This is a genomic window from Kitasatospora sp. NPDC097691, from assembly GCF_040302665.1.
Lineage (GTDB): Bacteria > Actinomycetota > Actinomycetes > Streptomycetales > Streptomycetaceae > Kitasatospora.
Genome location: NZ_JBEORY010000013.1, coordinates 1 through 18338, shown reverse-complemented (window position 1 = coordinate 18338; position 18338 = coordinate 1). Strand labels below are relative to the sequence as shown.

At 75.5% G+C, this 18338-nt stretch carries 19 protein-coding genes; 8 read left to right on the top strand and 11 right to left on the bottom strand.

Translation table 11 applies throughout. From position 1 onward, the window contains the following. Nucleotides 1-289: 289 nt before the first annotated feature. From ABTY56_RS12015 to ABTY56_RS11995, 5 genes are all read right to left on the bottom strand, one after another. Nucleotides 290-1903: a hypothetical protein gene (locus tag ABTY56_RS12015; RefSeq protein ID WP_350628523.1), complete on the bottom strand. Its 1614-nt coding sequence runs from the start codon at nucleotides 1901-1903 to the stop codon at nucleotides 290-292. Further along, nucleotides 1897-2793, bottom strand: a complete 897-nt coding sequence (locus ABTY56_RS12010) for an ABC transporter ATP-binding protein (RefSeq protein ID WP_350628521.1) — start codon at nucleotides 2791-2793, stop codon at nucleotides 1897-1899. Before ABTY56_RS12010 ends, ABTY56_RS12015 begins: the two co-directional genes overlap by 7 nt. Nucleotides 2794-2919: 126 nt before the next feature. After that, nucleotides 2920-3504 carry a TrmH family RNA methyltransferase gene (locus tag ABTY56_RS12005; RefSeq protein WP_350628519.1) on the bottom strand — a complete coding sequence of 195 codons (585 nt, stop codon included), beginning with the start codon at nucleotides 3502-3504 and terminating at the stop codon, nucleotides 2920-2922. Then, a complete protein-coding gene (locus tag ABTY56_RS12000; RefSeq protein ID WP_350628517.1) occupies nucleotides 3501-4145 on the bottom strand; it encodes a class I SAM-dependent methyltransferase in 645 nt (214 codons plus the stop codon). Before ABTY56_RS12000 ends, ABTY56_RS12005 begins: the two co-directional genes overlap by 4 nt. A 210-nt stretch (nucleotides 4146-4355) precedes the next feature. Beyond that, nucleotides 4356-4823, bottom strand: coding sequence for a carboxymuconolactone decarboxylase family protein (locus ABTY56_RS11995; protein ID WP_350628516.1), 468 nt, complete (start codon nucleotides 4821-4823; stop codon nucleotides 4356-4358). Nucleotides 4824-5064: 241 nt separating this feature from the next. On the opposite strand from ABTY56_RS11995, the gene ABTY56_RS11990 reads away from it, so the two are divergent. Next, nucleotides 5065-5262 carry a hypothetical protein gene (locus ABTY56_RS11990; RefSeq protein ID WP_350519837.1) on the top strand — a complete coding sequence of 66 codons (198 nt, stop codon included), beginning with the start codon at nucleotides 5065-5067 and terminating at the stop codon, nucleotides 5260-5262. 56 nt (nucleotides 5263-5318) lie between these two features. Here ABTY56_RS11990 and ABTY56_RS11985 read toward each other — a convergent pair whose 3' ends face one another. Continuing rightward, the gene (locus ABTY56_RS11985; protein WP_350628514.1) at nucleotides 5319-8084 is read right to left on the bottom strand and encodes a lysylphosphatidylglycerol synthase transmembrane domain-containing protein; all 2766 of its coding nucleotides are present in this window, start codon (nucleotides 8082-8084) and stop codon (nucleotides 5319-5321) included. Between the two features lie 56 nt (nucleotides 8085-8140). Beyond that, nucleotides 8141-8902 (bottom strand): SDR family oxidoreductase, encoded by a 762-nt coding sequence (locus ABTY56_RS11980; RefSeq protein ID WP_350628512.1) that lies wholly within the window; start codon nucleotides 8900-8902, stop codon nucleotides 8141-8143. Nucleotides 8903-9143: 241 nt separating this feature from the next. Here ABTY56_RS11980 and ABTY56_RS11975 point away from each other — a divergent pair, with 241 nt between their 5' ends. The 4 genes from ABTY56_RS11975 to ABTY56_RS11960 all read left to right on the top strand — a co-directional run bounded on the left by ABTY56_RS11975 (nucleotide 9144) and on the right by ABTY56_RS11960 (nucleotide 12009). After that, nucleotides 9144-10067, top strand: coding sequence for a helix-turn-helix transcriptional regulator (locus tag ABTY56_RS11975; RefSeq protein ID WP_350628510.1), 924 nt, complete (start codon nucleotides 9144-9146; stop codon nucleotides 10065-10067). A gap of 107 nt (nucleotides 10068-10174) precedes the next feature. Beyond that, complete coding sequence (locus ABTY56_RS11970) at nucleotides 10175-10441, top strand: UBP-type zinc finger domain-containing protein (RefSeq protein ID WP_350628509.1); 267 nt, start codon at nucleotides 10175-10177, stop codon at nucleotides 10439-10441. A gap of 128 nt (nucleotides 10442-10569) precedes the next feature. Further along, complete coding sequence (locus tag ABTY56_RS11965) at nucleotides 10570-10842, top strand: hypothetical protein (RefSeq protein ID WP_350628507.1); 273 nt, start codon at nucleotides 10570-10572, stop codon at nucleotides 10840-10842. Nucleotides 10843-11016: 174 nt separating this feature from the next. Further along, the gene (locus ABTY56_RS11960; protein ID WP_350628506.1) at nucleotides 11017-12009 is read left to right on the top strand and encodes a sigma-70 family RNA polymerase sigma factor; all 993 of its coding nucleotides are present in this window, start codon (nucleotides 11017-11019) and stop codon (nucleotides 12007-12009) included. Here ABTY56_RS11960 and ABTY56_RS11955 read toward each other — a convergent pair. Beyond that, nucleotides 11902-12396 carry an STAS domain-containing protein gene (locus ABTY56_RS11955; RefSeq protein ID WP_350628505.1) on the bottom strand — a complete coding sequence of 165 codons (495 nt, stop codon included), beginning with the start codon at nucleotides 12394-12396 and terminating at the stop codon, nucleotides 11902-11904. The genes ABTY56_RS11960 and ABTY56_RS11955 overlap by 108 nt on opposite strands. Before the next feature lie 97 nt (nucleotides 12397-12493). Here ABTY56_RS11955 and ABTY56_RS11950 point away from each other — a divergent pair, with 97 nt between their 5' ends. Continuing rightward, nucleotides 12494-12985, top strand: coding sequence for an NUDIX domain-containing protein (locus ABTY56_RS11950; RefSeq protein ID WP_350628503.1), 492 nt, complete (start codon nucleotides 12494-12496; stop codon nucleotides 12983-12985). Nucleotides 12986-13039: 54 nt separating this feature from the next. On the opposite strand, the gene ABTY56_RS11945 is transcribed toward ABTY56_RS11950, so the two are convergent. From ABTY56_RS11945 to ABTY56_RS11935, 3 genes are all read right to left on the bottom strand, one after another. Continuing rightward, nucleotides 13040-13798, bottom strand: a complete 759-nt coding sequence (locus tag ABTY56_RS11945; protein WP_350628501.1) for a Clp protease N-terminal domain-containing protein — start codon at nucleotides 13796-13798, stop codon at nucleotides 13040-13042. Between the two features lie 122 nt (nucleotides 13799-13920). Beyond that, nucleotides 13921-14664, bottom strand: coding sequence for a tyrosine-protein phosphatase (locus ABTY56_RS11940; RefSeq protein WP_350628499.1), 744 nt, complete (start codon nucleotides 14662-14664; stop codon nucleotides 13921-13923). A gap of 129 nt (nucleotides 14665-14793) precedes the next feature. After that, nucleotides 14794-15540 (bottom strand): VC0807 family protein, encoded by a 747-nt coding sequence (locus ABTY56_RS11935; RefSeq protein ID WP_350628497.1) that lies wholly within the window; start codon nucleotides 15538-15540, stop codon nucleotides 14794-14796. A gap of 559 nt (nucleotides 15541-16099) precedes the next feature. Between ABTY56_RS11935 and ABTY56_RS11930 the strand changes: the two genes are divergently transcribed. After that, nucleotides 16100-16939 (top strand): RNA polymerase sigma factor, encoded by an 840-nt coding sequence (locus tag ABTY56_RS11930; RefSeq protein ID WP_502893091.1) that lies wholly within the window; start codon nucleotides 16100-16102, stop codon nucleotides 16937-16939. Then, nucleotides 16936-17982 carry a hypothetical protein gene (locus ABTY56_RS11925; RefSeq protein WP_350628495.1) on the top strand — a complete coding sequence of 349 codons (1047 nt, stop codon included), beginning with the start codon at nucleotides 16936-16938 and terminating at the stop codon, nucleotides 17980-17982. The genes ABTY56_RS11930 and ABTY56_RS11925 overlap by 4 nt, the downstream gene beginning before the upstream one ends. The last annotated feature ends 356 nt before the right edge of the window (nucleotides 17983-18338 follow it).

Genomic DNA, 18338 nt, shown 5'->3' with positions numbered 1-18338 from the left:
CCGTCGTTCTGGGCCTTGCCTGGTGCTGTGGTGCGGTTGACGGTCCTGGGGCCGCGCGGCCCTGCCCCACCGCGCGCCGGGAGGATCGCTTCGGCGAGGGTCGGGCCCGCGGGGGCGCTCGTGTGTTCGGCGCCTCCGGGACCGGGCCATCGTACTCCGGGGCTCCGGCCCCTGGCCGGGCCCAATCTGCCGGTTGACCGGCAGCTTTGCGGGCCGGGGCGGGTGTGAGGACCCCCTGTTGCCGGAGGCGTCGGGCGCACGCGGGGGCGCGCTCCCTCCACTCGGCGGCTCAGCGGGCGGCGTGGCGTATCGCGTCCACCGCGAACACGCCCAGGGCCAGTGCGGCGGCGAGGCCGGCGACCGCTGCGGGCGCGGGGGCGCGGTCCCCGGAGACGCCGAGGAAGTCCAGCCCGCCGACGTGGTTGACCATCCCGTACCAGAGCAGCGGGTAGACGGTCTGGAACAGCCGGGGGCCGCGGGTGACGGTGCCGCAGAGCATGGCCAGGGCCGGGATCAGCAGCGCCCCGGCGAGGGCGCCCGCGGCGGCGCGGGGCTCCCCGGCGCCGAGCAGCCGGACCACCGATCCGGCCACCACGGCGAGTGCCGGGACGATCCCGGCGAGCAGTGCGGCCAGCCCCCGACGGAGCGGGGACGGGCAGGCGCCGAGCAGTTCGGCGGTGCTGCCGCCGCCTGCCCGGTGGCCCATCCGGGACCAGAGCAGCACCGGCCAGAGCATCGCGACCGGCAGCACCGCGTGGCTCGGTCCGTGCGGTGCGACGCTCAGCGCCGCTGCCGCGATGACGGCGGCCCCCGCCCACCACCACTGCTGTCCCTGCAGCAGGATCCGCAGCTCACCGGCGAGCGCGGCGACCACCGTGCCGCCCTGGCGGGCCGTGGTCTGCCGGGCCGGATCCAGGACGAAGGCGGCCGCTCCGGCCTCCGGTGCCGCGTCGGCCCCGCCGTCCTTTCGCACGGCCCTGCGGCCCCACCCGCCCGGGCGCACCCCCGTCGCGCCCGGGCGGAGCCCCGTCGGGGCTGGTCGGGCCTCAGGCCCGTCGAAGCGCCGGAACCACAGCGCCCCGAGCAGCGCGAGCCCGACCGCGACCGCGATCAGCAGCAGCCCCGTCGCGGCCGGCCCGCCCGCCTCGCCCGGGCCCAGACCGGGCCAGTCGAAGGTGCCGAGCACCCGGTTGTCCGCCGTCAGCCCGACCCCGAACTCCACACCGTCGACCGGCCGCCCGCCCGCCGCGAGCACCTCCCGGATCGACGCGGTGATCCGCCGCATGCCCAGCAGATCCAGCCCGCCGCTGGTCTGCGCGCCCAGGACGAGCACCAGCCAGACCGCGAACCAGACCATCGACCCCAGCCCGCCGCGCAGCCCGGGCACGGTGTCGAAGAGCACCGCGCACCCGGCCACCGCCGCCAGCAGCGGCAGTGTGATCAGGACGTACGGCAGCAGCAGCCGCACCACGTCCACCCGGTCCGAGTCCCCCTTGAGCAGCTGCACCGCGAGTGCCGTCCCGGCCAGGGCGAGCAGCATCGAGCCGAAGAGCAGCAGATTGCTGCCGAACTTGCCCGCCAGGTAGGCGATCCGGCCCGTCGGCGTGGCGGCGAGCAGCCGGCCCACGCCGCTCTGCTCGTCCCGGGGGATCGCCCCGCGCGCGATGCCGAAGCCCGCCAGCGAGAGCCAGACCGCGCCGCCGAGCGCCGTCACCGTCCCCACGTAGCCGCTGGTGTAGCGGCCGTGCAGGTCGGTCACCTGGAACACCTCCCAGCGGGAGTCGCCGACCGGCGCGGCCAGCAGTCCGAGGGCGAGCGCGCCGAGCAGCACGACGAGGTATCCGGGCCGCCGTCGGCGCTCCCGGAAGTCGGCCAGCGCGAACGCCCCGACGCGCGTCACCACGCCGCCACCTCCTCGGCCGCGGCCGGGGTGGCGGTGAGCAACAGGTACGCGTCCTCCAGCCGGGGCGTGACGGGCCTCGCCTCCGGTGCGGGCCGGGCCCCGGACAGCACCCGCACCCGGACGCCCTCCGGGGTGCGGGTGGTGCCGCCGAGCAGGAACCGCGAACGCAGCGACGGGAGTCGGTCCGCCCCGACGGTCAGCTCCCACACCGAGCCCTCCGCGCGGCCCAGCAGCTCCTCCGGCGTGCCGTGGTGCAGCAGCCGGCCGTGCCCCATGACGGCGATCCGGTCCGCGGTGGCGGCCACGTCCGGGACGATGTGGGTGGACAGCACGACGATCCGGTCGGCGCCGAGCGCACTCAGCAGGCCGCCGAAGCGCAGCCGCTCCTCCGGATCCAGCCCGACCGTCGGCTCGTCCACGATCAGCAGCGCCGGGTCGTTGAGCAGCGCCTGGGCGATGCCGACCCGCTGGCGCATCCCGCCGGACATCGCTCCGAGCCGCTGCCCGGCCGCGCCCGACAGGTTGACCAGGTCGAGCAGTTCGTCGATCCGGGCCTTCGCGGGGCGGCGCCGCATCCCCTTGGCGGCGGCCAGGTAGCCGAGGAACTCGCGGGCGGTGAGCTGCGGGTAGACGCCGAAGTCCTGCGGGAGGTAGCCGACGGCACGGCGCAGCGGCCCGGGGCGGCGGGCGGTGTCGACGCCCTCCCAGAGCACCCGGCCCGAGGTGGGCCGGGTGACCGTGGCCAGGATGCGCATCAGGCTCGACTTGCCGGCGCCGTTGGCGCCGAGCAGGCCGAGCACGCCGGGCCGTAGCGTCAGCGAGAAGGAGTCCACCGCGCGCTTGCCGCCGCGGTACTCCTTGGTCAGGTCGAGGATCCGGAGTTCGGTCACGCCCGGAATGCTTCCGGGCGGGGGCCGTTCACACATCTGCCGTTCGGCAGAGATGTACGGGGTTTCCGGGCGGAAACGGCGGGAGGGGTGGGCCTTTCGGCACACCCCTCCCGCCGTTCACCCGACTCAGTCCTCGTCGCCGCCGAAGTCGCCGAGGTCGCCCGCGAGGTCGCCGTCCGGGGTGCCGCTGATCGCGTACCCCTGCCGGCGCGCCTCGTAGCAGGCCACCGTCGCGGCCGCCGACACGTTCAGCGAGCCGACCCGGCCCAGCTGCGGCACGAACACCACCTGGTCGCAGAGCGCCAGCGCCTCGGGCGTGATCCCGCGGTCCTCGTGCCCGAGCACGAAGGCCACCGCCGGGGTCAGCTCGGCGGCGAACATCGGCACCGCCTCGTCCGCCAGCTCCAGGCCGACCACCTTGAAGCCGTCGGCCTTCGCCGCCGCCACCGCCTCGGCGACGGTCGGGAAGTGCTCCACCTTCAGGTACTTGTCGGTGCCCATCGCGGCCTTCTGCGCGCCGGACGAGCGCACCGACGGGGTGTCCCCGGTCAGGTACAGCTTCTCGGCGCCCATCGCCGCACCGGTCCGGACCACCGAGCCGACGTTGAACGGCGACTGCAGGTTCTCCAGGATGATCGCGAGCCGGAACTCGTTGCTGCGCCGCCACGAGCGGTGCAGTCGCTTCAGTTCGGTCCCGCGCAGCTGCTTCACGTCGTCGTACCTCGTCCGCTCTCGGAGCCCTCGCCCGCCTCGGGGCGGGGCCGCACTTCCAGAATCCGGCTCCCGTTGACCGACGTGACCCGGCTGGTCGGGTAACCCTGCTCGTTCAGCCACTTCTGGAGCGAGTCCGAGCCCAGGTGCTTCTGCACCACCAGGAACGCCGAGCCGTCCGGGGTCAGCCGGCCGAGCCAGTGCGTGAGCAGGCGGCGCAGCGCGGCCTTCCCGATCCGGATCGGCGGGTTGGAGTAGATGGTGGCGAAGCGGACGTCCTCGGGGACGTCGTCGGGCAGGGCGGCGTGGACGTTCCCGAGCTCCAGCGCCTCGGCGTTCAGCCGGACCAGCTCCAGGGCGCGCTCGTTGACGTCCACCGCCCAGACCGGGAGGCGCTTGCGCCGGCTCGCCCAGGTGAGCGCGATCGGACCGTACCCGCAGCCGATGTCCAGGATCGGGCCGCGCACCCGCGGCGCGGGGGCGTGCTCCAGCAGGATCCGGGTGCACGGGTCGAGTCGGTTGCGGGAGAACACCCCGGTGTCGGTGGTCAGTTCCAAGGTGAGGTCCGGCAGGGAGACCGTGATCGGCCGGCGGTCGCTGGCGACCTCGGGTGCACCGGTGAAGTAGTGCGAGCCGGACATGATTTCCCCGTCGTTCGTATGGGCCTCGGGGCCACCGGGTGGGTGTGGGTTAGCCCTTTGTACGGCACCGATCGTACCCCCGGTGGCCTCGGCGGCGTTCCGGGCGGGCGGGCCGGCAGGCGTTGCGGCGGGCGGTGCGGGGGACCTCGGGGCGGGCCGAGCGGCGCGCTGAGCGGCGGACCGAGCGGCGGGCCGAACGGCGGGCCCCGCTCAGGCGGTGCCGGGGCTGTTGCGGGTGGCCACGTTGATGCGGTTCCAGGCGTTGATGGTGAAGCAGACCGAGATCAGCTGTGCCAGCTCGGCCTCGGCGAAGTGCGCGGCTGCCCGGGCGTACACCGCGTCCGAGACCCCGCCGTCGATCCGCGCGATCTCCTCCGCGAGCGCCAGGGCGGCCCGCTCGCGCTCGTTGTACACCCCGGTCGGGGCCTCCGGCCAGACCGGCAGCAGGTAGATCCGCTCGTCGCTCTCGCCGGCCTTGCGGGCGTCCTTGGTGTGCATGTCCAGGCAGTACGCGCAGCCGTTCAGCTGCGAGGTGCGCATCTGGACGAGCTCGACCAGTGCCGGGTCCAGGCCCTCGCGGGCGGCGGCGTCCAGGGCGATCATCGCGCGGAACACCTTCGGGACGGTGCGGGCGTAGTCGAGGCGGGCGGGGGTTCCGGTGGTCTCGTTCGTCGTCATGGCTACGACCCTAGGGGCAGAATGCACCCGGTATCTGGGCCATTCGAGCGCATGATTCGCGGGTCAATCAGGGGGCCGGGCGGGGTTCGGACGCCGGGTCCGGGCGGGGTCGGGACGGGGTGTCGCGAGGCCTCCGGCAACACGCCGGGGCGGACCCGGCGCTTCGCGTCTGGGCGCCGGGCGGCGGATACTGCCAGTACGCCACCCGAGCCCAAGCCTCCGAACAGTGAGGACGGACGCCATGCCGCAGGATCACGAGGAGTACCTGATCGACGAGACCGTCGAGACCGTCGAGCCCGACGAGGAGGCGCCCCAGGTCGACGAGTACGACGAGGTCGCCGAGCGCCGCGCCCTCGGCGCCGACCCGGCCACCGACGTCGCGGACGCCGCGGAGCAGTCCCGGGTGGTCCAACTCGACGAGGACGAGTACCGGGAGTAGCCGCCGGGCGGTGGTCCTCCCGGGCCCACCGCCTCCCGGCCCCTGGCCTCCCGGGCCTACAGCGCGCGGCGGCGCTGCAGCCAGGCCATCGCGGCCCACCCCGGGAGCACCGGCAGGATCAGCGTCAGCAGCCGGTACAGCGCCACCGCCGCCAGTGCGCCGCCCTTCTCCATCGACGCGGTCTGCTGCAGCAGCGTGATCAGCGCCCCGTCCACCGCGCCGGCCCCGCCCGGGGTCGGCGCCGCGCTGCCCGCCGCGTTGCCCACCAGGAACACCACCGCGACCGAGGCGAAGGACGGTTCGCGGCCGATCGCCCGGGCGCAGCAGTAGAGGCAGGAGATCAGGCAGATCGACACCAGCAGCTGGCCGGTCACGCCCACCGCCAGGCGGGTCGGGCTGCGCAGCAGGTCCAGCAGCCGGGGCAGCACCTCGGTCGTCAGCGGCCGCAGCCGCGCCGCCAGCCACCGTCGGGCCACCGGGATCGCCGACACCAGCGCCAGCAGGGCCGCCGCCCCCGCCAGTCCGCCCACCACCGCGGGCAGCGCGTCCAGCTCGGAGCCGCCCGGCTGCAGGTCCAGCAGGTAGACGAAGGCACCCAGCTGCAGGAGGTGCAGCACCAGCCCGATCATCGTCCCCACGCCGACGCTGGACAGCGCCTGCGCCGTCGGGATCCCCGCCTGCTGCAGCAGGCGGGTGTTCAGCGCCACCCCGCCGACCCCGCCGGGCGACACCAGCTTCACGAACGACCCGGCCAGCTGCGCCAGCACCGCGTTGCGGAAGTCCAAGCGCTCCGGCACGAAGCCGACGAACCCCATCGCCGCCGTGACGTGGCTCGTCGCGGCCGCGGCCAGTGCCAACAGCAGCCACCACGGATCGGCGTCCGCCAGGGCGGAGACCGGATTGTCCTCCGCCGCGAACAGCTGCGGGATCAGCAGCCACCCGGCCACCACCCCGCCCACGACGGCCAGCAGCGTCCGCGGCCGCAGCCGCTCCAGGCGCACCGGCCGGCCCACCACCTGTGGCCGTGCCCGCAGCACCTCGGCCCGGATCTCCTCGAGCAGCCCGCCGGGCGCGGCGGCGTTCTCGGGCGGCGCTCCGTCGCTGCCGGAACCGGGGGCCGGGGTGGGCGCGGGTGCCGCGGCCACGGTGTTCGCGCCGTTGTCGGCGGTGGGGCGACGGCCTGCCGCGGCGGAGGAAGCCAGGGCTGCGGCGGGCGAGGGTTCCGGGTGGGCCGGGGCCGGGCCGGCGGGTTTCCCGTGGCGTTTGAGGGCGCGGCGGGTGGTGTGGGTGAGGGCGATGGGTTGGAGGAGGGGGAGGACGGCGTCGATGGGGTCGGGGCCGAGGACGGCGGTGGCGGTGCGGACGGAGCGGGCGGCGCCGGTGCGCAGGGCGAGCGTGGTGAGGAGCTGGGCGACGTCGCAGCGCAGGACGAGTTCGGTGGCGGCGATGTCGCCGTCGGCGAAGTCGACCAGGTGCACCGCGCCCGAGTCGTCCACCAGCAGGGAGGAGGGGACGAGGGCGCGGTGGGCGATCTCGCGGCGCTGGAGGAGGGCGAGCTGGCCCCAGGCGTCGGTGAGCAGCTCGTCGGTGATCTCCTCGTCGGCGAGCTGGTCCAGGGTGCGGCCGTCCAGCCGCTCGTACGCGATGAGGGCGCTGTCCTGGCCGAGGCCTGCGGTGGCGGCGATGTCGCGGGTGCGGACGCCGGCCGCCAGGGCCGCGTACGTGACCAGGGCCTCGTGCTCCAGCCCGGTGCGCGGGGAGCGCAGGGCCCGGGGGTCGGGGGCGGTGCGCAGGCGCAGTCGGCGCCAGGCCCGTCGGACGGCGGCGGCGGTGACGGCCTGCCGGTCGAGGAGCTGGACGTCGAGGTCGGGGCGGTCGTCGGCCTGCCGGACCCGGTAGCGGTCGGGCCCGGTCGGCTGGGCCTCGACCGGGCGCAGGCCGCTCTCACGCAGGGCGCGCAGGACCTCGCCGGGCCGGGGGCAGGGGTCGGGGCTGCCGACCGCGTACAGGGTGCCGTGGGCGCCGGTCCAGCCGATGAGCAGGCCGAGCAGCAGCGCGGTGGGGGTGGCGAAGCCGCAGGCCAGTCCGGCGAGGCCGGAGAGGGCGAGGACGGTCCAGGGCAGGCGGCGTTCGCGGCTGCCGGAGGCGGTCATGAAGGCGAGGACCGGGGCGAGGTAGCCGTACACCGGCTCGGTGCGTCCGAGGACGTTGCCGGGCAGCGGCTGGGTGAGCGCGGTGAGCAGCGAGTGCGGGGCGAGGCTGTCGGCCCACAGGTCCACGCCGAGGGTGGCGCCGTACGCGAGGACGGCGGCGAGCAGTCCGTCGGAGACCTGCTGGAGGGCGCGCCGCCGGTCGGGGCCGAACAGGCGCCGCACGGCGAGGCCGACCGGCAGCAGCAGGACGGCGGCGGTGGTGAGACCGCCGGCCAGGCTCGCCAGCGGTCGCGGCACCAGGCCGGCGGCCTCGGCGACGTCGGCGGCGATGCCGCCGGTGGTGGCGCGGGCGTAGTCGGCGAGCAGCAGGGTCAGCGCGATCGCGAGCAGGCCGCCGAGCAGCCGGATCAGTGCGACGGGTTGCCGCAGCCGGCCGGTGGCGGGCAGCGTGCGGGCCAGGAAGCGGCCCGGTCCGGCCTGTCCGGGTATGCCGGCGGTGCTCCTCGCGTCGGCACCTCTCGCACCGCTGCCCGCAGCGCCACCGCCCGCAGTGCCACCGCCCGCAGCGCCGCCGTCCGGCGCCCCCGCACCGCCGTTCCGCTGCGCGGGCACACCGCCGGTGTCGCCCCCGTCGGTGTCGCCGTTCGTTCTCCCCGTCACGATCGCCACGGGTGGCATGCTCCCATGCCACCCGTGGGCGCGGAGCGGGGACGCCGCCGGGCCGGTCACGCCTGCCGGGTCGGCAGCACGACGAGGTGACGCAGGTTGACGTGCCGGGGGCGGCTGACGGTGTACGCGACGAGGTCGGCGACGTCCTCGGCCGCGAGCGCCGGGATGGCGGCGAACATGCCGCCGAGCTGTTCGCGCAGCGCCGGGTTGTCGATGTGCCCGCCGAGTTCGGTGTCGGTCAGGCCGGGCTCGATCGCGCTGACCCGGACGTCGCGCGGGCCGAGCTCGCTGCGCAGGGCGGCGGACAGCTGGGTGAGCGCGGCCTTGGTGGCGCCGTACACGGCGTAGTCGGGGAAGACCACGTGCGAGGCGATCGAGGAGACGTTGACCAGGTCGGCGGTGCGGCCCTCGGCGGCGGCCGCGGTGAGGTCGGCGGTGAAGGCGCGGACGATCCGCAGCGCGCCGGTGAGGTTGGTGTCGACCATGCGGGTCCACTCGTCGATCCGGCCGTCGGCGAGGGGGTTGGGCAGCATCACCCCGGCGTTGTTGACCACCAGGTCGACCTGTCCGTAGGCGTCGTGGACGGCCTTCGCGGCGGCGTCCACGGAGGCCTGGTCGGTGATGTCGGCGGTGACGGCGAGCGCCTGTCCGCCCGCGGCGGCGATCTCGGCGGCGAGGGCGTCCAGCCGCTCGGTGCGGCGGGCCAGCAGGGCGACCCGGGCGCCCTGGGCGGCGAGGGTCCGGGCGGTGGCGGCGCCCATGCCGCTGGCGGCTCCGGTGACGACGGCGGTGCGGGTGGCGAGGGTGGCGAGGCTCATCGGGCGCTCCAGGGCTCCTGGTTCGGGTCGGGCTGACGTCGACCACTCTGCGCGGACCGCGACAGCCGACCCAGGGCTGTGCGCTTCCCGGGTACCGCCTTCCCGGGTACCGCCTTCCTGGGCACCGGTGTCCCGGGTACCGGCTTCCTGGGAACTCCCTTCCGGGGACGGCCTTTCCTGGGAACGGCAGTACCACCCTCGCGCCGCCCTCACGCCGCCGCACGCGGCTAACCTGCCAGGCATGGAGAACACCCTGGGGGACTTCCTCCGCTCGCGCCGGGCCCGGATCCTGCCCGAGGAGGTGGGCCTGCCCTCGCACGGCCGCCGCCGGGTGCAGGGCCTGCGCCGGGAGGAGGTGGCGCAGCTCGCCGGCGTCAGCGTGGACTACTACGTCCGGCTGGAGCAGGGCCGGGGCGGCAGCGCCTCGGACGCGGTGCTGGACGCGGTGGCCCGGGTGCTGCGGCTGGACGAGGTGGAGGCGGCGCACCTGCGCTCGCTCGCCCGACCGCCCAAGGCCCCGGCCGGGACGGTCGCCGGCCGGGGGCGGGCACGGCAGCAGGTCCGGCCGGGGACGAGGCTGCTGCTGGACCTGATGACCGAGGTGCCGGCCTTCGTCCTGGGCCGCCGGATGGAGGTCCTGGCCTGGAACGCCCTGGGCGAGGCGGTGAACGGTTTCTCCACGCGCACGGGCGGCGGCGCGGACGGCCCGCCCAACCAGGCCCGGCACGCCTTCCTCGACCCGGCGGCCCGGGAGTACTACCGGCAGTGGGACGCGGTCGCCGCGGAGACCGTCTCCTACCTGCGTCGGGATGCCGGACTGCACCCCGACGACCCGGTGCTGAGCGCCCTGGTCGGCGAACTGTCGGTGCGCAGCGAGGAGTTCGGCCGACTCTGGGCGGACCACCTGGTCCGGGAGAAGACCCACGGCGTCAAGCTGGTCCGGCACCCGCTGGTCGGCGACCTGGACTTCGGCTACGAGACCCTGGGCGTCAACGGTTCGCCGGACCAGCTGCTGGTCGTCTACACCGCCCCGGCGGGTTCGCCGACCGCGCAGAAGCTGGCCCTGCTGGCGAGTTGGACGGCCCCGGGCGGGACGTCCCAGGTCGCCGGCGCCTCCGGGGCGTCCGAGGGTGCCGACGCCTCCGGGGCGGCAGAGGCGTCCTGAGCGGGCCGGCCGTGGGCGGCTCGTCCTCGACGGGTCCGCCGTCGAGCGTCCTCGAACGGCCCGGTCCTGAGCGGGCGGGGCGGACCGGAGCGGCTTAGCCTGCACTCATGAGCGCCTGCGAAGACCTCGCTCTGGCCCCGCGGGACATCGATCCCCTCCCGCCCGCCGGAGGCTGCGCCGAGTGCCTGGCGCAGGGCCGCAGGGACTGGGTGCACCTGCGGATCTGCCTCGACTGCGGCCACGTCGGCTGCTGCGACTTCTCGCCGCAGCGGCACGCCGCCGCCCACTTCCACAACACCTCCCACCCGGTGATCCGCTCGTACGAGCCGGGGGAGGACTGGCGCTGGTGCTTCGTCCACGAGGTCATGGGCTGAGGCGGGCCTCCGCACGGGCTGCCCCCGGTGGCACCGGCGCGCAAGCCGGATAAAATCCGGACATAACGACCGTGCGGCCCCTCCGGTCGGCATCCGTCCGGCCGGTGACCGCCGAAGGGAGGCCCACGATGACCAAGCGAACCCCGGGCAGCACCGCCCAGCTCCGTCAGGGCACCCAGGAACTGCTCGAACGCCGCGGCATGGCGAGCGCACCCACCCGGATCGCGCCGAAGCTGCGCACCGGTGCGATGTCCGCCGCCGGCGCCGGGTACGGCAGCGACGAGGCGTTCCGCCACGGCGGACGCGACGCGCCGACCACGACCGTCCACGCCGCCCCCGCGATGCACGCCGAGCTCAAGGGCCACCGGCACCGCGGCGCGGAGAAGCACTCCGCGCACTGAGCGGCCGCCCGGCACGCCGTTTCGCCGGGGAACGGGCGCCGAGCCGCCGGTGCCCGCCCCTGACGCACGGTCAGGGGCAGTGCGGGGAGGGCCCGGCGGGCGGCGGGCCGGACTGTCGGTGCCGTGCGCTAGGTTCGTCCCGATCAGCAGGCACGGCAGGACGACGGGGGCACCATGGCCGACGTGATCACGGAGGAGCCGGTCGAGCTCCGGCTGGAGCGGTACCGGACCGAACTCACCGGCTACTGCTACCGGATGCTCGGCTCGGTCTTCGAGGCCGAGGACGCGGTGCAGGAGACCATGGTCCGCGCCTGGCGCGGACACCGGGGCTTCGAGGGCCGGGCCGCGCTGCGCTCCTGGCTGTACCGCATCGCCACCAACGTCTGCCTGGACGCGTTGAACGGCCGCAACGCCAGGGCCCGTCCGATGGACCTGGCCGGCCCGGTCACGGTGGCCGCGGCGCACGGCACCCAGCTGCCCGAGGTGACGTGGATCGGCCCCGCCCCGGACGGCCGGGTGTTGCCCGAGACGGGGGACCCGGCCGAGGTGGCCGCCCAGCGCGAATCGGTGAAGCTGGCCTTCGTGGCCGTGCTGCAGCGGCTCGCACCCCGGCAGCGGGCGGTGCTGATCCTGCGCGAGGTGCTCGGCTGGAAGGCCGCCGAGGTGGCCGAACTCCTCGGCGTCACGGTGGCCTCGGTCAACAGCGCGCTGCAGCGGGCCCGCGCGGTGCTCGCCACGGACGCCCCGGCCGCACGGCCGGCCCCCGCGCTGGACGAGGACCACCGCGCGCTGCTGGACCGCTACGTCCGTGCCTTCGAGGCGTACGACATGGACGGCCTGGCCGCGCTGCTGCACGAGGACGTCACGCTCAACATGCCGCCGTTCTCGATGTGGCTGCAGGGGCAGGACGAGATCCGGGCCTGGATGCTGGGCCCCGGGCACGGTTGTCGGGGCTCCCGGCTCCTCGCGGTGACGGCCAACGGCGGCCCGGCCTTCGCCCAGTACCGGCCGAGTCCGGCGGGCGGGCACGAGCCGTGGGCGCTGATCGTGCCGGAGGTGTCAGCGGGCCGGATCGCCGGGTTCACCAACTTCCTGGACACCGATGTGCTCTTCCCGCTGTTCGGCCTGCCGCCCCGGCTGGACGCCGAGCAGGGCGACACCGTGTAGTCCGGCGCTGTGCAGTCCGGCACCCGCCGGTTCGGCACTGAGCAGTCCGCCACCGGGCAGTTCGGCGCCGGGCGAGGCGACACCGGGCGGCCCGATGCCGAGCAGCCCGGCCGGGGCGAGTGGATCGGCCGGGTCGAGTGGATCGGCCGGGTCGAGCGGACCGGTCGCGTCCGGCAGCAGCGCCGCGAGCCCGCTGAAGGCGAGCAGTTCCCGTAGCGGGCCGCTCGCGTTCAGCAGCACCACGCCGACCCCGTGCCGGGCGGTGGCGAGCCTCAGTCTGGCGAGCGCGTCGACGACGGACAGGTCGGGAGCGGTCAGCGCGCCCAGGTCGCAGGTTACGGTCGTGCCGGGTGTGGTGCCGGGTGTCGTCCCGGTGGCGGTCGTCATGCGGGTTGGACCGTCGCGAGGGCGCCGACTCATCGGTCCGCCCCGAGATCCGGTGGCAGAGTGGGGGCGTCGAACCCACCGCCCCAGGAGGACCGTCGTGACGGCTGAGCCCTTGAAGTCCCGCGAGGAATGGCTGGCGTCCCTGCCCAGGATCTACGCGGCGGCGGGCTGCCTGCTGCGGGACGAGTCCGGCCGGATCCTGATCGTGAAGGCCGGGTACCGCGAGCACTGGCAGTTCCCCGGCGGCACGATCGACCTCGGGGAGGGCCCGGTCGAGTGCGCCGTGCGGGAGTTGGAGGAGGAGACCGGGATCGTCGGGGAGGCCGGCGAGCTGCTGGCCATCTCCTGGACCCACCCCTCGGGCGAACTCGACCACCCTGCCGAGCACTTCATGTTCGACTTCGGCACCGTCCCGGACGGCACCCCCGTGACCGTCCCGGCCGGCGAGCTGGACGACCACCGCTGGGCCCCGGTCGAGGAGGCGCTGGAGCTGCTCGGCCCCGCGCGCTCGGCCCGGCTGGAGGCGGCCCTGGAGGCGGCCGAGGACGGCCGGGTCCGGATCGTCACCACCCACGTCTCCGGCTTCTAGCGCGGAGTGCCGTGCCCCGGACGGGAGTTCCGTCCGGGGCACGGCGCCGGTCTCTCAACCCTGCTGCTCGGATTCCGCGTTCCGGGCGGCGATGAGGGCGGCGAGGGCCTCCGAGACGAAGGTCTCCGCCTCGGACTTGTCCACCTTCAGCGCGGTGAGGACGCCCCGGCGGTCGTCCTGCTCCAGCAGCGCGAGCAGGATGTGCTCGGTGCCGACGTAGTTGTGTCCGAGCCTGAGCGCCTCGCGGAAGGTCAGCTCCAGCACCTTCTTGCTCCCGGCGTCGAACGGGATCAGTGCGGGCAGTTCGTCGGCGGCGGCCGGCAGGGCGGCGCTGGCCGCCGCCCGCAGGGCCTCCGGGGCGACGCCCTGGGCGGCGAGCGCCTTCATCCCGATGCCCTCGGGCTCGGCGAGCAGGCCGAGCAGCAGGTGCTCCGTGGTGATCTCGGCGTTGGCCGCCTTCCGGGCCTCCTCCTGCGAGGCGACCACGACGCTGCGGGCCCGGGGGGTGAAGCGGCTGAAGCCCTGGCTGGGGTCGAGGTCGTTCGGGGTGGCCGGGTCCTTGGGGACGAAGCGCTTCTGGGCGGCCTGCTTGCTGACGCCCATGCTGCGGCCGATGTCGGTCCAGGAGGCGCCGGAACGCCTGGCCTGGTCGACGAAGTGGCCGATCAGGTGGTCGGCGAGATCGCCGAGGTGGTCCGCGGCGATGACCGCGTCGGAGAGCTGGTCCAGCGCGTCGGCGTGGACGTTCTTGATCGCCGCGATCAGGTCGTCGAGGCGCAGCGGAGTGGTGTTGGGAACGACGGGATTCTCCATGCGTCAACCGTAGGTTGTCGACCCGAAGGCCGTCAACCATCAGTTGACGATTCTCGTGGAGAATCCGGCGACCCGCTCCGTGCGGTACGCGGCGACCGTCCTGCGCGGCGCGCGGCGGCCGCCTATGCGGTGGGCAGCAGTCGGCCGCGGACGGCGGCGATCCGGTCGGGCGTGACGCCCGCCGCGAGCAGGTAGCCGGCCGGGTCGAACCCGTCGAGCGCGGCCTCCAGCGCGGCCTCGGCGGTGGTCCCGGCCTCGGCGAGCACCGCGTCGATCCGGCGGTACGGGTCGGGCAGGCCCAGCATCCCGTACAGCGGGCGGACGTTGGGGCCGCTCTGCAGGTAGTCCTCGGCGATCGCGGCCCGGTCGACCCCGGCCAGGGCGAGCAGCAGCAGGGCGGCGAGGCCGGTGCGGTCACGGCCGGCGCCGCAGTGCACGACCACGCCTCCGGGGCGGGCGCCGGCGATCGCGGCGATCAGCGCCGCGGCGGCGTGCGGGCAGTGGTCCAGGTACGGGCGGAGTGCGAGCGGGGTGCCGTCCAGCCGGCCGTGGGACTCCCACCAGGCGGGGCCGGCGAGTTCGTCCAGCGGGATGCGGATCAGGTCGATGCCGTCGGGGAGCGGGAGGAGCGGCTTGTACTCCTCGGCGTTGCGCAGGTCGATCACGGTGCGGACGCCGTGGTCGAGGAGGGTGTCCCAGCCCTCGGCGGTGAGGCGGTCCAGGTTGTCCGCCCGGACGATCGCGCGGCGGGCGGTGAGCCGGCCGGAGGCGGTGGGCAGCCCGCCCAGGTCGCGGACGTTCAGGCAGCCGTCCCAGACGAGGGTGCGGTCCTCGATGGTGGTCAGCGCGTCCGTCGTCCGGTACATGGGGTTCCCCGTTTCCTCGTCGGGGGTCCCGTTACCCCCTCGTTATGTAAGGACTCCCGGGGGATCCGGATGGTTCCTGGCCGTTCGAGCGCCCGGAACCGTCTGTTCACGTGCCGGTCGGGGCGGTGCTCAGGCGGCGGTCGGGGCCTCGGCCTCGGCGCTGACCAGCTTCTCCATCGGCTCGACGGCGATCTGACCGAGCATCGAACCGGCCGCGATCGCGCCGACCAGGAACACGGTGGACAGCCAGGCCATGGTCGACACCGGCAGGGTGAAGGCACCGACCACCCGGGCCACGCACTCGGCCAGCAGCGCGGTGCCCCAGATGCCCGAGAACAGGCGCTCGTGGCGGCGGAAGGACCGCGACGCGGCCGCCCGGCCCTCGGCCAGCCGCTGCCAGGCGGCGGTGCGGTCCCGCTTGCCCTTGGTGACGAAGGGCATCAGCATCGGGCTCATCACCGGCCGGCCGATCAGCGCGGAGGCCAGGATCGCGAGCGCCACGGTGCCGCTCAGCCCGCCGTCCTTGGCGATCATCAGCCGGGCGTCGCCGGTGACGAAGGTCAGGGCGAGGCCGGCCAGGTTGACGGTCAGCATCAGCGTGGCCCACAGGTTGAGCTTGCGCTCCCGCAGCAGGCCGACGACGGTGCGGGCGGCCGGGAAGGCGCTGCTCCAGGCCAGCGCGGCGAACTCGCTCAGGCCGTAGGCCGAGTGCAGCAGGTAGTAGCCGGCCAGCGGTGCGGCGACGTCGAGGGCCAGCGGGCGGAGGCCGGAGACCAGCGGGTTGGGGGCCTTGGCGTGGGCGGAGCCGGCGCTGGAGGGCAGCGCGGGAGCGGCGACGGTGGCGGTGACGGCGGCGGCGCTGACGGTCTGGCTCACGGTGGGTTCCTCCCCGGCTGGTGGCCGCGGGCCGCTGCCCGCGTCGTGCCTCCAGTCTTTCCGCCCGGCCCTCCGTCAGAGCAGTGTCGTCCGTTGCGGGATCCGCGTGACAGTTGTCATGGTGCGCGCCGTGACACCCCCTCCGACCTGCGGTTTCCCAGCCGCCCAGGGGGAAGGTCCACAGCTCGCGGTCCGGGGTGTCCCGGCAGTGGACGGTGTCGAACCGCTCGTCCCCGGCGGACGGGAAGCCCGTGCGGCCCCGCCCGGCCGCCCGGCCGCCCGCCCGCCAGGCCGCCCGCCCGCCCGGCGCGGTCGGCAGGCGCGGTCGGGGCCGGGTGTGTGACCCGGGGCACGTCGCGCGGGGGCGCGCCGGTTGACCGGGCTTCCGGTGGACCCCATCTCCGGGTGCGTCGGCGGCCCGGACTGATTCGTCTACGGACAACGCGGGCGGGGAGGGCCCGCCGGGTCCGCGGGCGAACGGCAACTCCGCGCGGGACCCCGGCCCCGGGATGGTCCGGTCCTTCGATCGGAGCCGACCCGATCGTCCGAATGGCGCATCATGTGGCGGGTGCAGAATGCAGAGCGCCCCGGAGCGGGCACCGGCAGCCACGTCGGCCGGTCCGGACCAGTACCGACCACCGGCCCACCACCGGGACCGGCCGCCGCTCCCGTCGATCTGACCGAGGCGGTCCGAGCCGCGCAGGGCGGGGACGAGGAGGCGTTCCGGCTGCTCTTCCGGACCGTCCAGCCCGGCCTGCTGCGCTACCTGCGGGTGCTGGTCGGCGGCCGGCCGGAGGACATGCAGGACGCCGAGGACATCGCCTCGGAGGCCTGGCTGCAGATCGCCCGCGACCTGCGCGGCTTCTCCGGCGACGGGGACGGCTTCCGCGGCTGGGCCGCCACGATCGCCCGCCACCGGGCGCTCGACCACCTGCGCGCCCGCCGCCGCCGTCCGGTCGCCGACCTGCCCTTCGAGTACCTCGTGGAGCTGGCGGCCGGGGACGACACCGCGGGCGCCGCGCTGGCCACGGTCGGCACCGCCGACGCGCTGGCACTGATCTCCCGGCTGCCGCGCGACCAGGCCGAGGCGGTGCTGCTGCGGGTGGTCATGGAGCTGGACGCGGAGAGCGCCGCCCGGGTGCTCGGCAAGCGGGCCGGCAGCGTCCGGATGGCCGCCCACCGGGGCCTGCGCCGGCTGGCCAAGCTGCTGGAGCAGCCCTTCGCGTCCGGGGGCGGGATCCCGGCCGCGCGGACGGGTGACCGGGATCCCGCCCCCGGCGGGACCGCGGGAGGGAGCGCCGGGAAGGCCTCCGCGCAACCCGCGGGGAAACCGCCGAAAAAAATTTCTCCGCAGGGTGTGACAGAACGCCGGGCCGCGACGCTGAAGGACATGAGATGAGCACCAACCGATCCCGTCGGATCGACCGTGATGCCGCCGAGCAACTGCTCGGCGGTGCCGTGGCCGCCCCGTCGGCCGGGCAGGGCGCCTCGCTCACCGGACCGGACGGAGGTCCCGGGCAGCTCGCCCGGGTGCTCGCCGCGGCCGCCGCTCCCGCGACGGTCGGCGAACTGGCCGGAGAGGAGGCCGCGCTGGCCGCGTTCCGGGAGGCGAGTCTCGCGCCCGCACCCGTAGTGACCCCCGTCCGGAGACGATCGATGGCAACCGCCGCGCTGGCCAGGGCCTTCAGCACGAAGGCCGCTGCCGCCGTGCTCGGCGCCACGGCGCTGTGCGGGGTCGCGGTCGCCGCCGGCACCGGCAACCTGTCGTCCGCGCTGGGCGGCGGCCCCGCCGAGCCGGAGCAGACGCTCGCGGCCCAGGGCGCCGCCTCCGGCACCTCGCCGGGCGCGTCGGCCGCCGGTTCCCCCGGCGGCGCCCCGTTCGCCCCGCCGTCCGGCTCAGCCCGTCCGTCCGACGGCGCCTCCGCGCGGCCGCAGACGCCCGCCCCGTCCGGCACCTCGACCCCCGGCACCCCGTCGGCCGAGGGCCGTGGCGACCGTCCCGTCGTCCCGCCCGCACTGCTCGGCCTGTGCCGGAGCTTCGCCGACCGGATGGCCAAGGGCGAGCGCCAGGGCCGGCTGGTCACCGATCCGATCTACGGCCCGCTGGTCACGGCGGCCGGGGGTGCGGACCGGGTGGCGGAGTTCTGCGCCGGGGCCTCCGGCGCGGGGGACGACGACCACCAGGGCACCGACGCCCAGCCGCGCGACCCCGCCAGGACCGGCACCGCGCCCGCGCCCGGCTCCGGCAAGGGCAACACCGACGGCAAGAGCGGCGGGGGCGGCAACGCCAACGGCGGCAGCAACGGCGAGGACACCGGAGGCAGTGGCGTCAAGCCCGGCAAGGGCGGGGTGACCGTACCGGCCGTGCCCGCCACACCCGCGCTGCCCGACGTCCGGGCGAGCAAGTCCGGGCACGCCGACGACCAGAACACCGAGAGGTAACCCCCAGGACTCCGGGTGGGCGGCGAGCGACTCCCCCCGGGCTCGCCGCCCACCCGGATCGCACCACCCGCGGGACGCACCACCACCCGCGGGACAGCAGGAAGCAGTACCACCCGAAGACCCCGGGTGGCCGGTCGGCTCCCCCGTGCCCACCGTCCACCCGGCCGGCCCCGGCCGGACCGGCAAGGCGTCTCCCCGGACGCGCCGTCGGCCCGGCCGGCCCGGAACGTGCGGCCCGCCCTCCCGCAGTCAGGGCGGGCCGCACCCCCGCGCCGGCGGCCGGGGGACCGCTGCCCGGTCCCCCGACCGCCACCCTTCCTCCACCCCCGGCCGGGTCGCAGGGCCGTACGGCTATC

Bases quoted from the DNA above. Each gene is read 5' to 3' on its own strand.
- ABTY56_RS11955 (WP_350628505.1), bottom strand. From the start codon at position 12,396: ATGACGACCGCCACCGGGACGACACCCGGCACCACACCCGGCACGACC.
- ABTY56_RS11995 (WP_350628516.1), bottom strand. From the start codon at position 4,823: ATGACGACGAACGAGACCACCGGAACCCCCGCCCGCCTCGACTACGCC.
- ABTY56_RS11965 (WP_350628507.1), top strand. From the start codon at position 10,570: ATGACCAAGCGAACCCCGGGCAGCACCGCCCAGCTCCGTCAGGGCACC.
- ABTY56_RS11990 (WP_350519837.1), top strand. From the start codon at position 5,065: ATGCCGCAGGATCACGAGGAGTACCTGATCGACGAGACCGTCGAGACC.
- ABTY56_RS11970 (WP_350628509.1), top strand. From the start codon at position 10,175: ATGAGCGCCTGCGAAGACCTCGCTCTGGCCCCGCGGGACATCGATCCC.
- ABTY56_RS11980 (WP_350628512.1), bottom strand. From the start codon at position 8,902: ATGAGCCTCGCCACCCTCGCCACCCGCACCGCCGTCGTCACCGGAGCC.
- ABTY56_RS11930 (WP_502893091.1), top strand. From the start codon at position 16,100: ATGTGGCGGGTGCAGAATGCAGAGCGCCCCGGAGCGGGCACCGGCAGC.
- ABTY56_RS11960 (WP_350628506.1), top strand. From the start codon at position 11,017: ATGGCCGACGTGATCACGGAGGAGCCGGTCGAGCTCCGGCTGGAGCGG.
- ABTY56_RS12000 (WP_350628517.1), bottom strand. From the start codon at position 4,145: ATGTCCGGCTCGCACTACTTCACCGGTGCACCCGAGGTCGCCAGCGAC.
- ABTY56_RS11945 (WP_350628501.1), bottom strand. From the start codon at position 13,798: ATGGAGAATCCCGTCGTTCCCAACACCACTCCGCTGCGCCTCGACGAC.
- ABTY56_RS11975 (WP_350628510.1), top strand. From the start codon at position 9,144: ATGGAGAACACCCTGGGGGACTTCCTCCGCTCGCGCCGGGCCCGGATC.
- ABTY56_RS11925 (WP_350628495.1), top strand. From the start codon at position 16,936: ATGAGCACCAACCGATCCCGTCGGATCGACCGTGATGCCGCCGAGCAA.
- ABTY56_RS11940 (WP_350628499.1), bottom strand. From the start codon at position 14,664: ATGTACCGGACGACGGACGCGCTGACCACCATCGAGGACCGCACCCTC.